At 49.8% G+C, this 22,936-nt stretch carries 21 protein-coding genes; 6 read left to right on the forward strand and 15 right to left on the reverse strand.

The window, feature by feature from the left end; translation table 11 throughout:
• Positions 1-127: 127 nt before the first annotated feature.
• Together H8527_RS08550 and gmd are read right to left on the reverse strand one after the other, a co-directional pair.
• Positions 128-1,264, reverse strand: coding sequence for a GDP-L-fucose synthase (locus H8527_RS08550; protein ID WP_187547377.1), 1,137 nt, complete (start codon positions 1,262-1,264; stop codon positions 128-130).
• Between the two features lie 12 nt (positions 1,265-1,276).
• The gene (gene gmd / locus H8527_RS08555) at positions 1,277-2,371 is read right to left on the reverse strand and encodes a GDP-mannose 4,6-dehydratase (RefSeq protein ID WP_187547379.1); all 1,095 of its coding nucleotides are present in this window, start codon (positions 2,369-2,371) and stop codon (positions 1,277-1,279) included.
• A gap of 171 nt (positions 2,372-2,542) precedes the next feature.
• Between gmd and rlmD the strand changes: the two genes are divergently transcribed.
• The 6 genes from rlmD (at position 2,543) to H8527_RS08585 (ending at position 7,649) form a co-directional block, all read left to right on the forward strand.
• Positions 2,543-3,970, forward strand: a complete 1,428-nt coding sequence (rlmD, locus tag H8527_RS08560) for a 23S rRNA (uracil(1939)-C(5))-methyltransferase RlmD (protein WP_187547381.1) — start codon at positions 2,543-2,545, stop codon at positions 3,968-3,970.
• A 64-nt stretch (positions 3,971-4,034) separates the two neighbouring features.
• Positions 4,035-4,742 (forward strand): hypothetical protein, encoded by a 708-nt coding sequence (locus H8527_RS08565; RefSeq protein ID WP_187547383.1) that lies wholly within the window; start codon positions 4,035-4,037, stop codon positions 4,740-4,742.
• A 31-nt stretch (positions 4,743-4,773) separates the two neighbouring features.
• On the forward strand, positions 4,774-5,061 hold the full coding sequence (locus tag H8527_RS08570) for a hypothetical protein (protein ID WP_187547384.1): 288 nt from the start codon (positions 4,774-4,776) through the stop codon (positions 5,059-5,061).
• Positions 5,062-5,116: 55 nt separating this feature from the next.
• Positions 5,117-5,536 (forward strand): thioesterase family protein, encoded by a 420-nt coding sequence (locus H8527_RS08575; RefSeq protein ID WP_037983449.1) that lies wholly within the window; start codon positions 5,117-5,119, stop codon positions 5,534-5,536.
• A 90-nt stretch (positions 5,537-5,626) separates the two neighbouring features.
• Positions 5,627-6,670 carry a 3-dehydroquinate synthase gene (gene aroB / locus H8527_RS08580; protein WP_187547386.1) on the forward strand — a complete coding sequence of 348 codons (1,044 nt, stop codon included), beginning with the start codon at positions 5,627-5,629 and terminating at the stop codon, positions 6,668-6,670.
• A gap of 55 nt (positions 6,671-6,725) precedes the next feature.
• Positions 6,726-7,649, forward strand: coding sequence for a DMT family transporter (locus H8527_RS08585; protein WP_187547388.1), 924 nt, complete (start codon positions 6,726-6,728; stop codon positions 7,647-7,649).
• A gap of 367 nt (positions 7,650-8,016) precedes the next feature.
• Here the strand turns inward: H8527_RS08585 and carB are convergent, their stop codons facing one another.
• The 13 genes from carB to atpD form a co-directional block, all read right to left on the reverse strand.
• Complete coding sequence (gene carB / locus H8527_RS08590; RefSeq protein WP_187547390.1) at positions 8,017-11,268, reverse strand: carbamoyl-phosphate synthase (glutamine-hydrolyzing) large subunit; 3,252 nt, start codon at positions 11,266-11,268, stop codon at positions 8,017-8,019.
• Between the two features lie 12 nt (positions 11,269-11,280).
• Positions 11,281-12,372: a glutamine-hydrolyzing carbamoyl-phosphate synthase small subunit gene (gene carA, locus H8527_RS08595; protein WP_187547393.1), complete on the reverse strand. Its 1,092-nt coding sequence runs from the start codon at positions 12,370-12,372 to the stop codon at positions 11,281-11,283.
• A 28-nt stretch (positions 12,373-12,400) separates the two neighbouring features.
• Positions 12,401-14,293 (reverse strand): amidophosphoribosyltransferase, encoded by a 1,893-nt coding sequence (locus H8527_RS08600; RefSeq protein ID WP_187547395.1) that lies wholly within the window; start codon positions 14,291-14,293, stop codon positions 12,401-12,403.
• A gap of 157 nt (positions 14,294-14,450) precedes the next feature.
• Positions 14,451-14,687, reverse strand: coding sequence for a YecH family metal-binding protein (locus H8527_RS08605; protein WP_187547397.1), 237 nt, complete (start codon positions 14,685-14,687; stop codon positions 14,451-14,453).
• A gap of 78 nt (positions 14,688-14,765) precedes the next feature.
• Positions 14,766-15,401 carry a phosphatase PAP2 family protein gene (locus H8527_RS08610; protein WP_187547401.1) on the reverse strand — a complete coding sequence of 212 codons (636 nt, stop codon included), beginning with the start codon at positions 15,399-15,401 and terminating at the stop codon, positions 14,766-14,768.
• An 83-nt stretch (positions 15,402-15,484) separates the two neighbouring features.
• On the reverse strand, positions 15,485-16,348 hold the full coding sequence (locus tag H8527_RS08615) for a F0F1 ATP synthase subunit gamma (protein ID WP_187547403.1): 864 nt from the start codon (positions 16,346-16,348) through the stop codon (positions 15,485-15,487).
• Between the two features lie 265 nt (positions 16,349-16,613).
• A complete protein-coding gene (gene atpA / locus H8527_RS08620) occupies positions 16,614-18,197 on the reverse strand; it encodes a F0F1 ATP synthase subunit alpha (RefSeq protein WP_187547404.1) in 1,584 nt (527 codons plus the stop codon).
• A 26-nt stretch (positions 18,198-18,223) separates the two neighbouring features.
• Positions 18,224-18,769, reverse strand: a complete 546-nt coding sequence (locus H8527_RS08625) for a F0F1 ATP synthase subunit delta (RefSeq protein WP_187547406.1) — start codon at positions 18,767-18,769, stop codon at positions 18,224-18,226.
• A gap of 30 nt (positions 18,770-18,799) precedes the next feature.
• Complete coding sequence (gene atpF / locus H8527_RS08630) at positions 18,800-19,312, reverse strand: F0F1 ATP synthase subunit B (RefSeq protein ID WP_187547408.1); 513 nt, start codon at positions 19,310-19,312, stop codon at positions 18,800-18,802.
• A 33-nt stretch (positions 19,313-19,345) separates the two neighbouring features.
• Positions 19,346-19,591, reverse strand: a complete 246-nt coding sequence (gene atpE, locus H8527_RS08635; protein WP_187547410.1) for an ATP synthase F0 subunit C — start codon at positions 19,589-19,591, stop codon at positions 19,346-19,348.
• A 60-nt stretch (positions 19,592-19,651) separates the two neighbouring features.
• Positions 19,652-20,746: a F0F1 ATP synthase subunit A gene (gene atpB, locus H8527_RS08640; protein ID WP_187547411.1), complete on the reverse strand. Its 1,095-nt coding sequence runs from the start codon at positions 20,744-20,746 to the stop codon at positions 19,652-19,654.
• A gap of 398 nt (positions 20,747-21,144) precedes the next feature.
• Positions 21,145-21,399, reverse strand: coding sequence for an ATP synthase F1 subunit epsilon (gene atpC / locus H8527_RS08645; RefSeq protein WP_187547413.1), 255 nt, complete (start codon positions 21,397-21,399; stop codon positions 21,145-21,147).
• Positions 21,400-21,404: 5 nt separating this feature from the next.
• Complete coding sequence (atpD, locus tag H8527_RS08650) at positions 21,405-22,934, reverse strand: F0F1 ATP synthase subunit beta (protein WP_187547415.1); 1,530 nt, start codon at positions 22,932-22,934, stop codon at positions 21,405-21,407.
• Between the last annotated feature and the right edge of the window lie 2 nt (positions 22,935-22,936).

The following is a 22,936-nucleotide window of genomic DNA, read 5'->3' on the forward strand; positions in this document are numbered from 1 at the left end:
TCAACGTGGTGAAAATTCTGCTACCTCAGACCCACGAACTCCGGAAAGGAGAAGCGGTGCCCCTCTTTCGTCCGTAAGGACGAGGAGGAGCACCGCTTTTTTGAGGGGGAGGAATGTCGGTGGCCGACTATTGAGCAGCGTGGTTGATGCAGATGCCTTGCCGATACCATTGGTAAAGGCGGTGGATACCTTCTTCGATTTCGATCTTGTGATGCCAACCCAAGCTGTGGAGTTTGCTGACATCACAGAGTTTGCGGAGGGTGCCGTCGGGCTTGGAGGCGTCCCAGCGCAGCGCACCACGAAAACCGATTTCTTGGACGATGTGCTCGGCAGCTTCGCGGATGCTGATTTCGCGACCAGTGCCCACGTTGATGTGGCAGTTGCGCACTTCTCGCAGGCCATCGGCATTGGTGGGGGAGGATGTGCAGGTGGCGCGGAAGTCGACGTTGAGCAGGACGTGCACACTGGCATCGGCCATCTCTTCGCTCCACAAGAACTCGCGCATCGGAGCGCCTGTTCCCCAAAGAGTGACGGCCTCGGGGGTGATGCCGTAGTCGCTCAGCACAGCCAAGATGTCGACCTCGGAGGAGGTGTCGTCGATGCGTTGCGTGGTGCTGCGTCGAGTCACCGGGCGCAACTTCAAGTCTTGGCGTACCGCGTCCCAATCGCCCTCGTTGAGACAGCGGGCCAGGTGAATTTTGCGTATCATCGCCGGCAGCACGTGGGAGTTTTCGAGGTGGAAGTTGTCGTTGGGGCCGTAGAGGTTGGTGGGCATCACGGCAATGTAGTTGGTACCGTATTGGAGATTGAAACTCTCGCACATCTTGAGTCCTGCGATTTTGGCAATGGCATAGGGCTCGTTGGTGTATTCGAGGGGGGAGGTGAGCAAAGTGTCTTCGGACATCGGCTGCGGAGCTTCGCGAGGGTAGATGCAGGTGCTGCCCAGGAAGAGCAGATGTTGCACTCCGTGTCGCCAAGCCTCTCCGATGACGTTTTGCTGGATCTGAAGGTTGCGATAGATGAAGTCGGCCCGATATTGCAGATTGGCCATGATGCCACCCACATGGGCTGCGGCAAGGACAACAGCGTCGGGGCGCTCGGCATCAAAAAACTCTCGCACGGCCACACCATCGAGCAAGTCGAGCTCGGCGTGGGTTTTCCCCACGAGGTTGCGGTAGCCGCGGGTTTGGAGGTTGTCCCAGATAGCAGAACCCACCAAGCCGCGATGACCGGCGACGTAGATTTTTGCGTTTTTCTCTAACATGATGACAGGAGGTTATTTAACGATGCCTTTTTCCAGATATTCGGCGAGGTTCACGCGTAGGGTGTCGGCCACGTTTTCGACAGCCACCTTGTGCATGTCGTGCTGCACCATGATGTGTACGAGTTCTTCAAAAGAAGTTTTGGCCAAAGGATCCCAGCCCAACTGCTGCTTGGCTTTGGTGGGGTCGCCCCAGAGATTGACCACGTCGGTGGGACGATAGAAGTCGGGCGACACCTCGATGAGCACTTTGCCCGTTTTCTTGTCGATGCCTTTCTCTTCCATGCCTTCGCCTTCAAACTCCAGTTCGATGCCGGCAGCCTTGAAAGCGTGATAACAGAACTCACGCACAGAATGCTGTTCGCCGGTGGCGATGACGAAGTCTTCGGGGCGTTCGTGCTGAAGGATGAGCCACATGCACTCCACGTAGTCCTTGGCATAACCCCAGTCGCGCAGCGAGGAGAGGTTGCCCAAGTAGAGCTTGTCCTGCTTGCCTTGGGCGATGCGGGCGGCAGCGAGGGTGATTTTGCGTGTCACGAAGGTTTCGCCGCGGCGCTCACTTTCGTGGTTGAAGAGGATGCCCGAACAGCAGAACATACCATAGGCTTCGCGGTATTCCTTGACAATCCAGAAACCATAAAGTTTGGCCACAGCATAAGGACTGTAAGGGTGGAATGGGGTGTTCTCGTTTTGAGGCACTTCCTCCACCTTGCCGTAAAGTTCAGAGGTCGAGGCTTGATAGATGCGGCAGGTGTCGGTCAGGCCACACATACGCACGGCCTCCAGCACGCGGAGCACTCCCACAGCATCGACATCGGCCGTAAATTCGGGAGCGTCGAACGAAACCTGAACGTGGCTTTGTGCTGCGAGGTTGTAAATCTCATCGGGGCGCACCTTGGAAATGATTTGCAGGACGGACATAGAGTCGCCCATGTCGCCATAATGAAGATGGAACTGTGGGCGGCCTTCGAGGTGGGCGATGCGCTCACGATAGTCCACTGAAGATCGGCGGATGACACCGTGCACATCGTAGCCTTTTTCCAATAAGAACTCGGCCAAGTAAGAGCCGTCTTGTCCTGTTACTCCTGTGATAAGGGCTGTTTTGTTCATAACTCGTTGCTTGTTTGTTGTTATTATTTCTACAAATTTACGCTTGCAAAGGTAGAGAAAACTCGTGCAACGGCCAAACTCATCTACTAAAATCGATAGATTTAGGGCATACGTTGTTGTAGTTACGGCCTAAAAGCCGTAACTTTGCCTTCAAAATCAGACCTAATTAGTATGGCTCGCAAAAAGAAACCTCTTCCTTTACTCGAAAATATCCTCATCACCGACATCGCCGCCGAAGGCAAAGCGCTGGCCAAGGTGGACGGCTTGGCTGTATTCGTACCTTACGTCGTCCCGGGCGATGTCGTGGACATCCAGCTCCGCCGCAAGAAGCATAGTTATGCCGAAGGCGAAGCCGTGAAGTTCCACCAACTCAGCGACCATCGTGCGCAACCTTTCTGCAAGCATTATGGTGTGTGTGGCGGTTGCAAATGGCAGGTGTTGCCTTATGCCGAGCAAATCCGTTACAAACAGAAGCAGGTGATGGACCACCTGCAACGCATCGGCAAGGTGGATCTCCCTGAGTGCCGGCCCATCCTCGGGTCGCGTCAGGACCGCGAATACCGCAACAAGTTGGAGTTTGGCTTTTCCAATAAGAAGTGGCTCACCCTTGAACAGGTGAAAAGCGGTGAGAAATTCGACCAAATGAACGCCTTGGGTTTTCACATCCCAGGAGCGTTCGATAAAATTCTCGACATCGATGAGTGCTTTCTTATGCAGGACATCAACAACCGCATCCGCAACGGGCTGCGCGCCTTTGTCTTGGAGCGTGGATTTGACTTTTACGACCTGCGCGGCAATCGTGGTCTGCTGCGCAACATCATGCTGCGCACCGCCTCGACGGGCGAAGTGATGCTGCTTGTGCAGTTTTGCATCACCTCCGATAGCGAGCGTGAGCAAGCTCTCGAAGTGATGGACTTCCTGCACCGAGAGTTTCCCGAAATCACGGCCCTACTTTACGTCAACAACACCAAGTGCAACGACACCATCGGCGACCTTGACGTCATCACTTATGCCGGCACGGACTTCATCTATGAGCAGATGGAAGGCTTGCGTTTCAAAGTCGGCCCGAAGAGTTTCTATCAGACCAATTCGGAGCAGGCTTACGAACTCTACAAGGTGACGCGCGATTTTGCCGGCCTAACGGGCAATGAACTTGTCTACGACCTCTACACCGGTACCGGAACGATTGCCAACTTCGTGGCTCAAAAGGCTCGCTTTGTGGTGGGCATCGAATATGTACCCGAAGCGATTGCCGATGCCAAGGTCAATGCAGCCCTCAATGGTCTGGACAAAAAGACGCTGTTCTATGCCGGCGATATGAAAGATATCCTGACCGACGCCTTCATTGATGAGCACGGCCGGCCGGATGTCATCATCACAGACCCTCCCCGCGCCGGTATGCACGCTGATGTGGTGGGTGTGATTTTGAATGCCGCCCCGAAGCGCATTGTCTACGTCTCCTGCAATCCCGCGACCCAGGCACGTGACCTACAATTGCTGGACACCAAATATCGTGTTGTCGCTGTGCAGCCGGTCGATATGTTCCCTCAAACGCATCACGTGGAAAATGTGGTGCTCCTCGAACTCAAAACACCTTGACTTTGCAGCCACCTTCTGCCTACTTAGAGGCAGATATTCTATACGACTCTCTCTCACAGTGCTTATGCTCTCCCCACGACCTACGGCCCATCTCCGCTCTCAAATCTCCGCCTTTGTCTCTGCACGCCAGGCCGAGGCACTGCGCGACTACCTCAGGACTTTGCGCAACTCTGACTTTCGTGCGGCTGGTATCGTGATGAGCGAAGCCAAATGTTGGGAGCAGTTGGATGAAGCAGAGTTTTGGCATTTTTTCCTCGTTCTTAATGTCGATAATGCTCGCGCCTATCTGGGGACGCTGCTCAAAGCCACTGTGGCAAGACATAAGGTGCAATCACTGACTTTTGAAAGCGAAGACTTCGGGCGCTTTGCCACCGAAACGGCTACCGACATCGACCGTCGAAAGGCTCTCGAAGCCCTGTTGCCTCTTCTCTCCACTCCTGAAGCCGTGGAGCAAATGCTGCAACGTTTTTTACTTTCGCAAGAAACACCGGTCACACGTGCTCTCTGCCTCTTGCGCATCAGTTCGCCGGCCACTCTCTTCCTCTTGTTCCGTACCCTCAAGGAAGTCGATGACGACCCGAACCTCATCCGCAGATTTGCGGTAGAACTCATCCGTCGCGGTGACAAGCAGGCTTATAATATGGCGTGTATTCTTCGCGACTACTTCGACCTCGAAGCCCTGCCCGGCACTTTTTCTTTACAACTCGCTCCTTACGAACTTTCACGTCTCGACACGAATTTCGACTACTTCGTCAAAATTTTGGCTCGCTGACGAACTGTTCTACTTTTTCCTCCTCAACGCAATGGCTCAACTCAGGATTTCTGAACTCGATGATTTTAGCGCGGCCCTCCTTTCCTACGTAGAGGCGGCCCTCCGTGCTGCCGGCGAGATGCCCGACTACTGCCAAGAGGCTGTGCGCATTGTTGATGCTCGCAATCACCTTTTTGCCGCTGTCGGTCCTCACCTCACCGATGAAGAACACGGCATCTACGCCCTGCGCGATCTCTGTGCACTGGATGACGACACGATGGAACTTCGTCCCGACCGCCATCGCTGTGCAACCGTAGGGCGCGACTTCGGGCTGCGATAAACACGCTTCATTGCTGAACAACCACTCATTCACCTTCACCAAAAACACTACGACAATGACTGAAACTTTTCGCCATAAGACACCCATTCAAATCCGATTTAATGACTTGGATGCCTACAACCACGTCAACAACAACGTCTATGCCTCCTACTATGACTTGGGCAAAGAAAGTTATTTTGCCGATGTGCTGCAATGCGACTTCCGCTTGCAAGATGTTGTATTCATCGTGGCACACATCTCTTTCGATTTTATTGAACCCATCCACTATGGTGATGACATTATAGTCGAAACCCGCGTCAGCCACATCGGCACTAAGAGTTTTACCCTCATGCAGCAGGCGCGCAATCAGAAGACAGGACGCATCGTTTGCAAAGGCGAAACCGTGATGGTGTGTATCAACCTGCACACCCAAGAAACGGCCGAAGTTCCCGAACAATATCGTCAAGCTTTCGAAGCCTTTGAAGCCGGGGTCTAACTCTTTTCCTCACCTTAAGTAAGTGTTCAAAATTAAACGTAACTATCAAATTAACTACGAACCCCTACTTAGATTTTGCCTTTCGCAGCCATGCAACAAATTCTCTACCCCAGTGCACTCTCAGAGTTGCTGCCCACTCTTCTGGCAGAAGCACCCGTGCCGGACCGCATCGCGGTGCTTACCGACCAGACCACCTACCAACACTGCCGCAGCCTGCTGGGTAACAGCGCAGCAACGGCCTACGACATCGTCATTCCGCCCACCGATACGCACAAAACGCTCGACACGCTTTCACAAGTCTGGGAAGGACTGCAACGTGCAGAAGCCACACGCCACTCGCTGCTCATCAATCTGGGGGGGGGCATGGTCACCGACTTGGGAGGATTTGCTGCCGCTACGTTCAAGCGTGGCATTCGCTTCATCAACATCCCAACGACCCTCTTGGCCATGGTCGATGCGGCTGTGGGGGGCAAGACCGGTATCAACTTCGGTGGGCTGAAGAACGAGGTAGGCTGCTTTGCCGATGCACAAACCGTGGTTGTCTGCACCGAACTCCTACGCACACTTGATGACGAAAACCTCCGTTCAGGTTATGCCGAAATGCTCAAGCACGCCCTTCTCACCGGCACAGACTGCTGGGCGCGGCATCTGCGTTTCGATCTCTCTGCTCCTGATTTTGACATTCTGCAAGGACTGGTGCGTGAGAGCATCGTTTGTAAGCAACACATTGTGGAGCAAGATCCGCATGAGAAAGGCATCCGAAAGGCGCTCAACCTTGGCCACACCGTGGGGCACGCCTTGGAGAGTTTCCTCATTGAGACCCAACGTCCCGTACTCCACGGCTATGCTGTGGCTTGGGGATTGGTGTGCGAACTCTTTATGAGCGCTGCACAGGCGGGACTTCCCACCGATGTGCTCCACTCGACCACGCGTTTCATTCTCCGCACCTACGGCCGTCCTGCCATCACTTGCGATGACTACGACCGCCTTCACGCCCTCATGCTTCACGACAAGAAGAATGTGGCCGGCAGCATCCGATTCACCCTCTTGTCCGATGTGGGCGAAATCCTCATCGACCAAACTGCCGACCGCACTCTCATCGAGGACGCCCTCGACTTCTTGCGGGAAGCTTAATCCGTGGACTGACAGCAACGACAATCCTACCTAATCACCCACCTTTTCTATATCCATGCAAAACAAAGGAACACTCGGCGCTGCACTTGGTCTTCTTGCCGCCGTATGCTATGGGTTCATCCCCTTGCTCACCAAACCGCTGCAAACTCCCGAAGCCGGCAGTTTGCCGATGTCTTCTTCCACCATCTTGTTCTATCGCTTCGGCCTTGCAGCTCTTGTCGTGGCCGGTGTGATGCTGATGCGCCGCATCTCCTTTCGCATCAGCTATCCGGAGTTTGTACGCCTCACCTTCTTGGCCTTTCTGAGCGATGGGGCAGCCCTCTTCCTCATCGCCGGCTACCCTTATATGAACAGCGGAGTGGCCACCACCATCCACTTTATGTATCCCGTCATGACGGCCCTCCTGATGATAACCTTCTTCCACGAGCGTCGGCGCATCTCGACCTTTCTCGCTGTGGGGATGGCAGTGCTGGGCGTAGGGCTGCTTTCGTGGTCCGATAGTGGTGCGGTAGCTCCCATCGGTATTGTCTTGGAACTCATTTCGGCGCTCTGCTTCGCTTTCTATCTGATACGGGTCAACCACTCCCGCGTGTCGACCATCAACGTGGTCAAACTCACCTTCTACGTCATGGCCCTCGGTGCCATCATATTTGCTGCCTTTGTGTCCTACGAGCAAGCCGACTTCGACTTATCTCAACGCTACACCCTCCTGCCCAACGCACAAGGTTGGATGCACCTTGCCGGCTTGGCACTGATTTGCACCGTGGTCACCAACCTTTCCCTCATCTACGCCACCCACTTGGTCGGACCCACCATGGCTTCCGTACTTGGCGCGCTTGAGCCGGTCACGGCCATCCTCGTCGGAGCCTGCCTGCTGGGCGAAAGTCTCACGCTCACTATTCTGCTGGGTATTGCGGTCATCCTTGCTGCCGTCCTCATCATCATTCTCAAGAACCGCAGGCCACCGTCTTGCACTTAGAGGCTTCCAATGGCGTGAAACAATAAATCTTCGGCCTAAAACAAGGTCGAAGATTTATTGTGGACTATAATCTGAGTAAAAAGGAGGTGACCTTAAACCCAATTGGGGTCATTAAGCCGAAATTTGTCTTATAAGAGAATTTGAATTGTCTTATAAGAGAGTTTGACCCTTAAGCCTAATATTCAATTATATTGCCGTTTTGAAGTTTGCCGGACAGCAATAATTCGGATTGTTTCACGCTGGGAAGCCCCCTTTTTCCGACGAAAAGCGGGGCGGGAAGTCGGGCGCGTAGGAGGGTGGCATAAGAAAGCACCGCAACGCCCGACGAAGCAGGCATTGCGGTGCAGCGCGAAAAGGCGGGGAGGAATTAGAACTCCTGCCAGCTCTTGATTTCGAGATCTTCCAGACGCGTGGTGGTGAAGGCGTAGATGAAGGCCGAGGCCAGGCGCGCGTTGGTGAGGAGCGGGATGTTGAGGTCGATGGCCGCGCGGCGTATCTTGTAGCCGTTGGTCAGTTCGCCGGTGGAGAAATTCTTGTGGATGTTGACCACCATGTCGATTTCCTTGCTGTGGAGCAGATCGAGGGCGTGGGGCAGTGCAGCCTCCGGACTGCCGGGCTTGAGGGCTTCGACTTCGCTGGGCCAGAGCACGCGCTGAGAGGGGATGTCGTTGTCGGACAGATAGCTGTTGGTGCCGGCGGTGGCGTAGAGGCGGAAGCCGTGTTGGTGGAGCCGGCGGGCGGCTTCGAGCATGTCGGCCTTGTTTTTGCCGCTTCCGGTGGAGAGGAGGATGTTCTTCTTGGGGATGCGCAGCCCCACGGAGAGCAGACTTTTGAGGAGCGCCGAATTGGCATTTTCGCCCAAACAGCCCACTTCGCCGGTCGATGCCATGTCGACGCCCAGGACGGGGTCGGCCTTTTGAAGGCGGTTGAAGGAGAACTGCGAGGCTTTGATGCCCACATAGTCGAGGTCGAAGAGCGACTTGGAAGGTTTCTCCACGGGCAGGCCGAGCATGATGCGCGTGGCCAGTTCGATGAGATTGATCTTCAACACCTTGCTCACAAAGGGGAAGGAGCGGGAGGCGCGGAGGTTGCACTCGATGACCTTGATGTCGTTCTCCCGAGCGAGGAATTGGATGTTGAAGGGGCCGGAGATGTTGAGCTCTTTGGCAATCTGCTTGGAAATCTTCTTGATGCGGCGCGCCGTTTCGACATAGAGTTTCTGCGGGGGGAACTGGATGGTGGCATCGCCGGAGTGTACGCCGGCAAATTCCACGTGCTCGGAGATGGCGTAGGCGATGATTTCGCCGTCTTTGGCCACGGCGTCCATCTCGACCTCCTTGGCATGTTGGAGGAATTGCGACACCACCACGGGGTGCTTTTTACTCACGTTGGCGGCCATCGTGAGGAAGCGCTCAAGGTCTTCCTGGTTGTGGCAGACGTTCATCGCGGCGCCGGACAGAACGTAGCTGGGACGCACGAGGACAGGGAAGCCCACCTCTCCGATGAAGGCGTTGATGTCGTCCATCGAGGTGAGGGCGCTCCACGCCGGCTGGTCCACTCCGATGCGGCCGAGCATGGCGGAGAACTTCTCGCGGTCTTCGGCGTTGTCGATGTACTTGGCTTGTGTTCCGAGGATGGACACGCGTTGCTCATCGAGGCGCAGGGCGAGATTGTTGGGAATTTGTCCGCCGGTGCTCACCACGACACCATAAGGAAGCTCAAGGTCGAGGATGTCGAGCACGCGTTCGAAAGTGAGTTCGTCGAAGTAAAGGCGGTCGCACATGTCGTAGTCGGTCGACACGGTCTCGGGATTGTAGTTGATCATCACCGAGCGGTAGCCTTCTCGGCGGATGGTGTTGAGGGCTTGCACACCGCACCAGTCGAACTCCACGGACGAGCCGATGCGATAGGCACCCGAACCGAGCACCACAACGGAGCGCTTGTCGTTTTCGAAAGCAATGTCGTGGGCAACGCCGTTGTAGGTGAGGTAGAGGTAGTTGGTCTGCGCCGGATATTCGGCCGCGAGGGTGTCGATCTGCTTCACATAGGGCACGATGCCGGCACGTTTGCGCACTTCGCGCACCAGGAGTTGGGCCTTTTCCATCTCCATCTCCTTCTCCATACCCAGGGCACGGGCCACCTGGAAGTCGGTGAAGCCCTGTTGCTTGGCCTTGCGCAACAGTTCGCTGTCGAGCACATTGATGTTTCCACACTTTTTGAGTGCCGCGTTAGTCCGGTAGATGTTAAGCAGCTTGTCCAAGAACCAGCGGTCGATTTTGGTCAATTCGTGGATTTGGTTGACGGTGTATCCGGCGAAGAAAGCCTTTTCGATGATGAAGATGCGCTTGTCGGTAGGCGCTTTGAGGGAGGCTTCGATGTCGTCGATTTTCAGCTCCTTGTTGCCCACAAAGCCGTGCATGCCTTGTCCAATCATGCGCAGTCCCTTCTGAACGGCCTCTTCAAAAGTGCGCCCGATGGCCATCACTTCGCCCACGGATTTCATCGAACTACCCAATTCGCGGTCGACTCCGCGGAACTTGCCCAAGTCCCAGCGTGGGATTTTGCAAACCACATAGTCGAGTGCCGGTTCGAAGAAGGCGGAAGTCGTCTTGGTCACAGAGTTCTTCAAGTCGAAGAGCCCGTAGCCCAAACCCAGCTTTGCCGCCACAAATGCGAGGGGATAGCCCGTCGCTTTGGAAGCCAAGGCCGAACTTCGGCTCAAACGTGCGTTGACCTCGATGACGCGATAGTCCTCGCTCTCGGGGTCGAAAGCATATTGCACGTTGCACTCGCCCACGATGCCGACATGGCGCACGATGCGGATGGCCAGCTCACGCAGTTTGTGATATTCACTGTTGGTGAGGGTTTGGGAAGGGGCGATGACAATCGATTCACCGGTGTGGATGCCGAGTGGGTCAAAGTTTTCCATGTTGCACACGGTGATGCAGTTGTCGAAACGGTCGCGCACCACTTCGTATTCCACCTCTTTCCAGCCCTTCAAACTCTTCTCAACGAGGACTTGGGGAGAGAAGGAGAAGGCTTTTTCGGCCAAGTGGTTGAGCTCTTCCTCGTTGTCGCAAAATCCGGAGCCGAGACCGCCAAGCGCGTAGGCCGCGCGGATGATGACGGGATAGCCCAGGGTTTTGGCCGCCCGACGTGCGTCCTCGATGTTTTCCACCGCCTCGCTCTTGATGGTCTTGACGCCGATTTCATCCAACTTCTTGACAAACAGCTCGCGGTCTTCCGTGTCCATAATGGCTTGTACCGGTGTGCCGAGGACGGTGAGGTTGTAGCGTTCCAGCGCACCGCTGCGATAGAGTTCGACCCCACAGTTGAGCGCCGTCTGCCCCCCAAAGGCGAGCATAATACCTTGAGGACGTTCCTTTTCGATGACACGTTCAATGAAATATGGGGTGACGGGGAGAAAGTAAATCTTGTCGGCCACTCCTTCTGAAGTCTGAACTGTGGCGATGTTGGGATTGATGAGAATGGTTTCGATCCCTTCCTCTTTCAAGGCTTTGAGTGCCTGACTGCCGGAATAGTCGAACTCACCGGCTTCACCAATTTTGAGTGCTCCGGAGCCGAGCAGGAGCACTTTCTTAATGTTGGGGTCAATCATAATAGTCGTTGCTTATTTGAGGAGGTTTACGAAATCATCGAAAAGAAATTCTGTGTCCACCGGACCACTGCAGGCTTCGGGGTGGAACTGAGCAGAAAACCAAGGGTGGGTCTTGTGACGGATGCCCTCATTAGAGCCATCGTTCATATTGACGAAATAAGGTTCCCATCCTTCTGCGAGCGTGTCGGTGTTCACGGCATACCCATGATTTTGAGAAGTGATGAAGCAGCGATTAGTCCCCATCATACGCACTGGTTGGTTGTGAGACCGATGTCCGTATTTAAGTTTGTAGATGGTTGCTCCGGCCGCTTTGGAAAGCAATTGGTTGCCCATGCAGATGCCCATGCAAGGACGTACCTTGGGATTGGCGAGAAAAGTGCGAATATGTTCCACGGTCTTGACGCAGGTGTCAGGGTCACCGGGGCCATTGGCTAAGAACAAACCATCGAACTCGAGCGTGTTGAAATCATAGTCCCAAGGTACACGGATGACTTCCACACCGCGATTGATTAAGCAACGGATGATGTTGTGCTTGACTCCACAATCGACCAATACCACCTTTTTAGGGGCTGCTTGGCCATGTGTAGGGGAGTAACGAATCACTTCTTTACAACTGACCTCTGCTACAAAATTCACACCTTCATATTTGGCTTCCGGTATATTATTCGGCTCATCATCAAAAAGAATCTTGCCCATCATCACACCATGCTCACGAAGCACCTTGGTGAGTTGGCGCGTGTCAATTCCTGTGATTCCGGGTACTTTCTCACGTTTGAGCCATTCGGACAAACTTTCTTTGGCATTCCAATGGGAGTAGTTTTCGCTGTAATCGCTGACGATAATGGCACGAGCATAAATTTTGTCGCTTTCCATAAAGGTGGCAAGTCCATTGTCTTCCATCGTAAAAGTTGGTACGCCATAATTGCCTACGAGGGGATAGGTGAGTGCCATCAACTGCCCGGCATAGGAGGGGTCGGTGAGACTTTCTGGATAGCCTGTCATGGCCGTGTTGAAAACGACTTCCCCTGCAATGGGACTTTCGTAGCCGAAGCTGGTGCCGTGAAAACGAGTACCATCGCTGAGTAAGAGAGTTACTTTTCGCATGATTGTGATATTGAATGTTCGGAAAGGCTTATTGTTGTTCCATATAACGGATGAAGGCATCATTTACGCACTTATTTCCACCCGGAGTGGGGTAGTGTCCACTGAAGTACCAGTCACCAGATGATGTGGGGCAGGCGCGATGAAGCCCTTCTAAGCTGAGGTAGACCAAATGTATTTCGGTGGTGACACCTTCCGGACGAAGCAACTCTACCATTTTCTGATTGATTTCATCGACAGAGAAAGGTGCATAAAGTTCTGTGACGTAGTTGACAATCTCTTCTTTCGGTAGATGTTCTTGTGCCTTGCAGCGACGATAGATATCGTTGAGGAGTGCGCGCGTTCCGCGCTCTTCATGTAAAGCAATGGCAGCACGGAAAGCGATAAACTCGTCCATATTGGCCATATCAATACCATAGTAGTCGGGGTAACGTACTTGTGGAGAACTGCTGACAATCACGATGCGCTTAGGATGTAGGCGGTTCATAATGCGAAGGATGCTTTCGCGTAAGGTCGTGCCACGCACAATGCTATCATCGATAATCACCAGATTGTCTTGCCCTGCTCTCAGACTTCCATAAGTGATGTCATAGACATGAGCCGCAAGATCGTTGCGAGAGTTGCCCTCTGCAATGAATGTGCGCATTTTGATATCTTTCCAAGCCACCTTTTCTGTACGGATGCGATGAGAGAGAATTTCTGCAATTCGAGCATTTATCTCTTCTTCTCTTCCTTGATAAGACGTTGTGAGAGCTACGATCTCTTTTGTCTTCTTTTGGTTGAGATAATCGTCAAACCCTTGTACCATTCCATAATACGCAGCTTCTGCAGTATTCGGTATGTAGGAAAATACAGTGTCTTCTACCTCGTGATTGATGACTTTCAGAATGTCGGGCACTAACTGACGCCCCATCTCCTTACGTTCGCGATAAATGTCACAATCAGAACCTCTACTGAAGTACACGCGTTCGAAAGAGCAAGATTGACGCTGTTGAGGGGGAAGGATTTGTACAACGCGCAATTCGCCCGTATGGCTGGTGATGAGTGCTTCTCCTGGTTGAAGTTCTTTAATCTCATCGCTTTCCAAATCAAAGGTGGTTTGAAGCACAGGACGCTCACTGGCAACTGCAAAGACTTCGTCATTCTTATACCAGAATGCCGGACGAATACCCCAAGGATCACGCAATGTGAAAGTTTCCCCACTTCCCGTGATGCCACAAATGCAATACCCTCCCTCCCAAATCGGAGCGGCTTCTCGCAAGATATTAGCGACATCTATATGGGCTTCTATATATTGGGTAATATCGCGATCTTGCAGTCCATTTTGCTCTGCTTCTGCAAATCGACGTTCAGCTTCGCGATCAAGACGATGACCAAGTTGCTCAAGTAGCAGATAAGTATCGCTTAGCATACGAGGATGTTGGCCTTTGACTGCGATACTATCGAAAATCTCTTGCACATTGGTCATATTGAAATTGGCACAAATACAGAGATTTTTTGCCCGCCAATTGTTACGGCGTAAGAAAGGATGGACATAGGAAAGGCCACGCTTGCCGGTAGTGGAATATCGGAGGTGGCCCATATAGATTTCTCCCACAAAGGGAATGTTCTTGCTGGCGAAATCAACGTCAGCAAGTTCGGTTGGCGAAAAGTTGGTTAACTTATTGTGAACAGCGGAAAAAACTTCTTGAATGGCTGTATTACCCATCGCACGCTCACGGAAAAAGTATTCCTCACCAGGTTCAGCTCCCAGCTTCAAGGCTGCCAATCCAGCACCCTCCTGACCACGATTGTGTTGTTTTTCCATCATCAGATAGAGCTTGTTAAGCCCATACATCCATGTTCCGTAGCGTTGTTGGTAGTAAGCCATCGGCTTGAGAAGTCGCACCATTGCGATGCCGCATTCGTGTTTCAGCTGTTCCATTATGAGGTCGGTTGAGATTGATAGTGCAAAAGTAGTAATTATTTTTGACTTTAGAGGTATCTTGCTACCTTAGAAATGTCCCCCTCTATCAAAAAACGTAATCCCCTCCGAAACGGCATTTAGTTCAATGAGAAATGCTCGTTTCTGAGGGGAAATGTTAATGATGATGTCCACAACGATTGGCACTATTCACGGTGTATCCCGTCGTGGTTTCTAAAAACTTACCTTTGTTTTTGAGGAAATCAATAATCGCTTGCGGAGACATTCCCTCAGCGCTGCACGTGTGGAAGGTGGCATCTTCTCCAAATTTCTGTGTGATGGCTTCCAAGAGTGTGGCATCGGTATAATTGTTGCCTTCCATCATATCCAAAATTGCATGTGCGTGAAAATCCATATTTCGAAATTAAATGTTGAGACAATGAACTAATGTGATAACGTAGTTCCTTAATGATAAAATTCTATGTTTTTGTGTTTAAAAGCAAAGACGCCATGGAATGGACAAGAAGATAAGCGTCAGCAAATAAATCGTTGTGATGTTGTTTTGCAGAGGAGGGTAGTAGTGGTGTTGGTAGGAATTGCAAAAAACTACCCGATAGCAACGATAAGCTAAACCGCCAAGCAATATACCCAACAAAAGGCCGACCAGTAAATCACCAAAGTAGTGTACACCTAAGTAGATACGAGTCCAACAATTGAGTAATACCCAAGAAGAGAGAGAGAGAGAAGTTCGGCGATTTTGGAAAAGCAAAGATAAAGCGGTCGCTAATGTGGCTGTGTTGGCAGCATGAGAAGAAAAGAAACCATAGAGTCCACCGCGATACCCATTTACGATATCAACCCATTGGGCTATCTGTGGATTGTGAGTGGGACGCCATCTCGCAATCCAAGGTTTGAAAATGGAGGAGGCCACTTGATCGGCAATCACTACGGAGAGCAGTAATAGAGCAAGTAAGAAGAAAAAGTGACGCAAATCATGTTCGCGAAACAAAGTGTAGAGGATGATAAGGAATAGTGGAATCCAAACCCAAGTTTGGGTGGCGTTCCAAGCTACTCCATCCATATAAAGTGAATGACTCCCATTGAAGAATAGAGTGATGTACTGATCCATAACGGCAGAAGAACAACGGCAAACAAGGTGAGAGGTGCGTTGGAATGTCTACAACTTCTCTTCTACAAGACCTCTTCTGCTGATTATTGCATCGACCCACCAACAATGTCGAGAAGTTCTGCGGTAATAGCTTGTTGGCGTGTCTTATTATATTGTAAAGTCAAATCGCGCAGTAAATCATCTGCATTGTCTGTGGCCACCTGCATCGCAATGACGCGTGCTGCATGTTCCGAAGCCAAACTATCAAGCATTGCCGAAAACAACTTGAGATGCAAAGCTTGAGGAATGAGTTTCTCTATGAGTACACACGGTGAAGGCTCTATAATGAAGTTGGTTGTGCTTGCTGTTGAGGATGAACCGGCGAAACTGATGGGCAAAAATTGCTCCGTAACGAGTACTTGAGTCCCCGCACTTTTGAAATGGTGGTAAATCATCTCCACTCGATCTATTTCCCTCTTTAGAAACAATTCCATAATTTCAGAGGCAAACTCTGTGATTGGAGCATATTGAGGATGGTCTAAAAGATGCGAGCGGTCCGTGCCGACAGGAAATCCCATTTTCTGAACCGCTTCTGTAATCTTTCGTCCAATAGGATAGAGATACTTAATTTCTACACCTTGTGAACGATAATCTTCAATCGTATGACGCAGTTGCTTAATAACATTTCCATTGAACCCACCACACAGACTGCTATTGGAGGAGAAAACAATCAGAGCCACTCTCTGTATAGGACGACACAGTGCATAAGGAGAAGAAATATCCCCCTCAAGAGTCCCTACAAAAGTAGACATCATTTCGTTGACTTTACTTTCGTAAGGGCGCATTTGCTCAATGGCTTGCTGAGCATGATGGAGCTTAGAACTGGCCACCATTTTCATAGCACTGGTAATCTTGCGTGTGCTATTGACAGAGGCTATTCGAGTTTTAACTTCTTTGAGTGAGGCCATAGTTATTTAGCATAAGTAGATGTTCTGAATCAATTGATACTATATTTGTTTCTATTTTCCGTCAGTTCGTCTTTGCGAAGAAGTAGTGTAGCGGGCTACACGACTGATGAAGAAAGGCGAACTGACGGAAAAGGGAGACAAAGATAGTGTCAAAGTAGAGAACAGTCTACAATTAAGATAGCTACATTTAATTTTGGGCACCTACTTATCCATTGCAAGACCTTCAAAGAGGTTCTTGCAATGAATGGTTGGAGGATTGGCAAAATTATTTGTATTGACTCACGAGCTCTGCTGCTACCTTCTTGAGTAACTGCTCGACCTCGTCTGTAAGTTTCCCTTCTGTAAGAGGGCGCAACACATTGTCGACATATGTGGCCCGTAGAACATTGAGAAATTGTTCTTGAAATTCTCTGACCTTTTCGAGAGGAACATCTGCCAATAGTCCTTTTGTTCCACAATAGAGGATTGCAACTTGCTCTCCTACGGGCATCGGGCTATACTGTGCTTGAATGAGCAATTGATTGTTTTTGCGTCCACGGTCGATTGTCATGGAAGTGACGGCATCCATATCGCTGGAGAATTTAGCAAAAGCCTCCAACTCACGATATTGGGCTTGATCGATTTTGAGTGTACCCGCCACTTTCTTCATGGATTTAATTTGTGCAGAACCACCTACACGAGACACCGAGATACCCACATCAATAGCAGGACGAAATCCTTGGTTGAAGAGATTCGTATCCAAATAAATTTGACCATCAGTAATTGAAATGACATTGGTCGGAATGTAAGCAGATACGTCTCCCGCTTGCGTTTCAATGATAGGAAGTGCGGTAAGCGAACCTCCTCCTTTCACTTGTCCTTTGAGAGATTCCGGCAAGTCATTCATTTGTTCGGCCACCTCTTGCTGGTTGTTGATTTTTGCAGCACGCTCCAAGAGGCGGGAATGTAGATAGAAAACATCACCAGGATAGGCCTCGCGCCCAGAAGGGCGACGCAAGATGAGCGATACTTCACGATAGGCTACTGCTTGTTTGGAGAGATCGTCATAAACGACCAAGGCGTGCTTACCACGATCGCGAAAGAACTCACCAATTGCAGCTCCAGCCATTGGTGCATAGTACTGAAGAGCAGCACTTTCAGAGGCGGTAGCTGAAACGATAATGGTGTAGTCCATTGCTCCTTTCTCCTTGAGCGTATTGACTATGTTAGCCACGGTAGAGGCCTTTTGTCCAATTGCGACATAGATGCAGTACACAGGATCACCAGCTTCGTAACATTGACGTTGGTTGATAATCGTGTCAATGGCAATGGCTGTTTTCCCCGTTTGGCGGTCGCCAATGATTAATTCGCGCTGTCCACGCCCAATGGGAATCATGGAGTCTACGCTTTTAAGACCTGTTGCCAACGATTGGGTAACGGGCTGTCGATAAATTACACCGGGAGCTTTACGGTCGAGAGGCATTAGAAATTTATCACCCGTAATTTCCCCAGCCCCATCTAAGGGCTGTCCAAGTGGGTTGATGACACGTCCCAACATGTCTTCGTTGACCATAATAGATGCTACGCGACCTGTACGCTTGACACTCTGTCCTTCTTTAATGCCTTCGGAAGAGCCCAGAAGCACAGCGCCAACATTATCCTCTTCGAGGTTCATGGCAACGGCCATTATACCATTTTCGAATTCGAGCAGCTCATTTTCGGTCACTTGGGTTAGACCATAGATGCGTGCCACACCATCACCGACAGAGAGGACGACACCTACTTCTTCAAATTTCACGTCGGTCGCTAAATCTTTCAGTTGCTGTAACAGCACTTCTGAAATTTCGCCAGGCTTGATATTATTAGGCATAATTGTTTCTTACTTTGTTGGAGGGGTTACTTCAATTTACGGCGTAGGTGCTCAAACTGTCCACGCAAACTTGCATCCATACGATAGTCTTTGTATTCGAGAATAAATCCAGCTTGTAAAGCAGGATTTATTTTTACGTTGATGTGCACATCGCTATTTGTACGTTTTGTCAGCAATGTTTGCATACGTCGTTGAATGTCCGAAGAAATAGGGGAGGCCACTGTTAAATGAGCACTAATCATATGATTCTTCATTTCATAACGATGTTGAAACGCGGTAGCTATGAAATGAAATAAATCTGCACGTTTTTTGTTGACCACCAATTCGATAAAACGGGCGGTACTTTGCGAAACGCGATGTGCTCCTTTGGCTGTAGCAGCTGCACAAAGGAGGTCTATTTTCTGTGGTTCAGAGAGGACAGGACTGTTAAGTATGGATTTCATTTGATGCGCTCCTCGAAAGTTCTGATCAAGCTGTTGCATCTCTGCGTATACTTGTGTCTCCTCCTGATTGTCTGAAGCAAATCGGAGTAGCGCTTTGGCATATCTTGATGCTACGATACCTATATCCATTGTGCCTATTTACAGGGGTGATACTATTTTCTACTTCTTTTCTACATCGTCAAGAATGCCATTGATGAAAGATTCTTGTGCATTGTCTTTTTCAATTTTCTGACGTACAATCTTCTCGGCAATCTGAATCGACAAATCGGCGACTTGTGAGCGTATATCTTGCAAGGCATTTGCCTTTTCCACTTGAATTTGAGCTTTTGCTTCTTCAAGGATTTTAGCACCTTCTGTTTCAGCCTTTGATTTCGCTTCCTTGACAATTGCTTCACGAGTTGCCACAGCCTCCTTCAAAATCTCTGCTTGTTTCTCGCGAGCTTCTCGGAGGACTCTTTCGCTCTCCGACTGTATACCGGCTAATTTTTCATTGGCTACTCGAGCATTCTTTAAGCTTTCATCAATAAAATTCTTTCGCTGCTCGACCATATTTGTAATAGCCGGAAAACCGAATTTAGAGAGGATGATGAGAACAATAATGAAAGCCACGAGCATCCAAAATAATAGCCCGAAGTCGGGAGTGAGAATTGAAGGCAAGTTCAATGACTCCATATTTGGATGTTTGTGAGTTGAGTCGTATTAGGCTTATTTGATGAGGAAGGCACAAGCAGCTACAGCAAAGAGGGCAACACCTTCTACCAAAGCTGCTACGATAATCATGTTGGTCATAATTTTGTTGGAGGCTTCTGGTTGACGTGCAATTGCGTCCATTGCAGAACTACCAATTTTGCCAATGCCAAGACCAGCGCCAATTGTTGCAAGACCAGCACCAAGTGCCATTCCGAGCTGAGCAAAGCCAGTAGAAGTAGCTTCTAAAAGAGGTAACATCATAGTTGTAAGTGTTTGATTGATTGTTATTTTGATTTATTGTTTTGCAAAATTGTTTGTTCTCTATTCCTGGTGATGCTCGGGGAGAGACAATCCGATGAAAACAGAGGAAAGAAGCGTAAAGACATAGGCTTGAAGAAAAGCAACGAGGAGTTCGAGGCAATTCAGAAAGACCATAAGTAAGGCACTGAACACCGTAAAGATAGATCCCATTGTAGAACTAATCTGCCAAGTCATAAAGATGACAAAGGTGAACGATAAGATGATTGCGTGTCCTGCCATCATATTTGCAAAGAGACGTATCATCAATGCAAAGGGTTTTGTGAAGATACCAAAGACCTCGATAAGTGGCATAACTGGCGGGATTTTCAGCCACAAAGGAACGTTAGGCCAAAGAATCTCTTTCCAATACTCCTTGTTGCCAAATAGATTTACCAAAAGCATCGTACCTATTGCTAAGAATAAGGTGATGTTGATATTGCCTGTTACATTAGCCCCACCAGGAAATATGGGAATCAGACCTAACAAGTTGTTGGTAAAAATGAAGAAAAACACAGTGAGCAAATAGGGCGCGTAACGCTTATAATGCTTTTCGCCAATAGAGGATTTGATGACATCATCGTTGATGGTAATGACCAACATTTCCATCATTCCTACAAATCCTTTGGGGGCGTCGCTTTGAGCATCGCGCTTCTTATACCAATGTGCACAATAGAGAAAAACTCCACATAAGATAAAAACTACGAGCCAAATTTCAAGTACATCTTTGGTAATGGACAAATCCCAGGGGCGTTCGATAGTCCCATCGGGTAGACGCTCATAGATCTTATTGTGGTGCTCCGGATTAAGGAAAAAACCTTTATAATCCTTATTTTGCTCTGCTGCTTTATGGAGGTGTGCACTGCTAAATAGATGCCATCCACTTTCTTTGCCCTTGACGATAATGGGTAGGGGGATTGAAACATGATGACCATTCCATGTAGTGATGTGCCAATCATAAGAGTCAGCCAAATGCTCGAGTACGAACTCAGATACATTAATCTCTTTCTCTTTTTGGTGTCCAGACACCGCAAAAGAAGGCAGACCACTCCCTAAAAACAATCCCATAAGTAGGACGAATAGATAGCAGTTGAGAGAAAGTCTGAGACGATGTTTCATTTGGATAAATCTTTTTTATGGTCTCTTTGTCGACACCATGTAGAGAAAAGCAAGGTAATGAAGTAGAAGCTGAGAACATTGGCAAATGCTATCGTGAAGTCCACATCATTATGTGTTTTGAGATAAAGTAAAATACCCAGTGTCAGCAATAGACGAAAGAGGGAAAAACCTAAATTGACACCTATGAAGTAGGAGGAGTCTTTAGATCTGAAATGCTCCGTTAATATGAGCTCTACGGACGTGAAGATGAAGAAAAGTACTGATACTACTACAAGCTGCATCGCTACATGTGACAAGACAATAGTTGCGATGCTATGCTCAATCATCAGTAGGGTCGGCGCTACAATGAAGTAGACGGCGGCCAAGGTGAGGATTAGTTTTACTTGACGTAACATCAATTATGCTGTTTCTACGCACAAAGTGACCTTATTCTTCTTTACTTCTACAAATCCGGCAGAGATATTGATTTCGAAAGCATTATCCCCAACGCACACAATAGTTCCTGCTTCAAGAGAAGACAAGATAGGGGCATGATTCTTGAGTATCTCAAAACGCCCTTTCTCCCCTGGTACGAACACAGCTTCCACTTTTGCGTCAAAGAGTGTTCGTTCCGGTGATATGATGGTCACATGCAGGTTTTCAAATTGAGACATAAGAATTAGGCATTAGCAACGGAGAGAAGCTTTTCTCCCTTAGCGATGGCATCATCAATTGTACCGACGTTGAGGAAAGCCTGTTCGGGCAAGTGATCTACCTCACCATCTAAAATCATATTGAATCCACGGATGACTTCTTCTATGGGGACCATCACTCCCTTAACGCCCGTAAACTTTTCTGCAACAGTAAAGGGCTGGGAAAGGAATCGCTGCACACGACGCGCACGATTAACAGTGAGGCGATCCTCGTCAGACAATTCATCCATACCCAGAATGGCAATAATATCTTGCAACTCTTTATACTTCTGCAGGATTTGCTTAACGCGCTGAGCGCAATTATAATGTTCCCAACCGATGACATTGGGGTCAAGGATGCGAGAGGTAGAGTCAAGTGGGTCTACTGCAGGATAAATTCCCAATTCCGTAATCTTACGAGACAGCACCGTCGTTGCATCCAAGTGGGTAAAGGTGGTTGCCGGTGCAGGGTCTGTCAAGTCATCGGCAGGGACGTACACAGCTTGTATGGAAGTGATAGAACCATTCTTCGTAGAGGTGATACGTTCTTGCATAGCACCCATTTCGGAGGCCAAAGTCGGTTGATAGCCTACCGCCGAGGGCATACGGCCAAGCAATGCAGAAACTTCAGAACCGGCCTGCGTAAAGCGGAAGATATTGTCGATAAAAAACAGAATATCAGTTGCCTTACCACTTTTTGCTCCACTATCACGGAAAGATTCAGCGATGGAGAGACCCGAGAGTGCCACAGAAGCACGTGCACCAGGCGGCTCGTTCATCTGTCCATAGACCAGAGTGGCTTGACTTTTGGCGACTTCTTCATAATCTACCTTTGACAAGTCCCACTCTCCCCGTTCCATCGCTTGAGTAAAAGCTTCTCCATATTTTACAACCCCCGATTCAATCATTTCACGGAGCAAGTCATTACCTTCACGCGTACGTTCACCTACACCTGCAAAAACGGAGAAACCATCGTGTCCTTTGGCGATGTTGTTAATCAACTCCATGATGAGCACAGTCTTACCTACGCCTGCGCCACCAAACAATCCGATTTTACCACCCTTCATATAGGGCTCCAATAAGTCTATGACTTTAATACCGGTGTAGAGTACTTCGCGACTGGTTTTCAATTCCTCAAACTTCGGGGCTTCTCTGTGAATAGGAAAAGGATTTTCCGCCTTGTTCAAATTGTGTAAGCCATCGATACTGTCACCAATCACATTGAGCATACGCCCTTTGATTTGATTGCCGGTGGGCATTGAGATGGGAGCACCGGTGGGGCGTACTTCTAAACCACGCGCCAAACCATCAGTATTGTCCATAGCTACCGTGCGGACGGTATCTTCACCGATGTGCTGCTGTACTTCAATGACAATGGTACGCCCATCGGGGTGTGTCACTTCAAGGGCATCGTGAATGCGTGGAAGCACCTCTTCTGAAGAATGTCCTTCCGTTGTAAAACAAACATCGATAACAGGGCCGATGATTTGCGAGATATGTCCAATGTTTTGGCTCATTG

It is taken from the genome of Alloprevotella sp. Lung230 (assembly GCF_014385435.1).
GTDB lineage: Bacteria > Bacteroidota > Bacteroidia > Bacteroidales > Bacteroidaceae > Alloprevotella.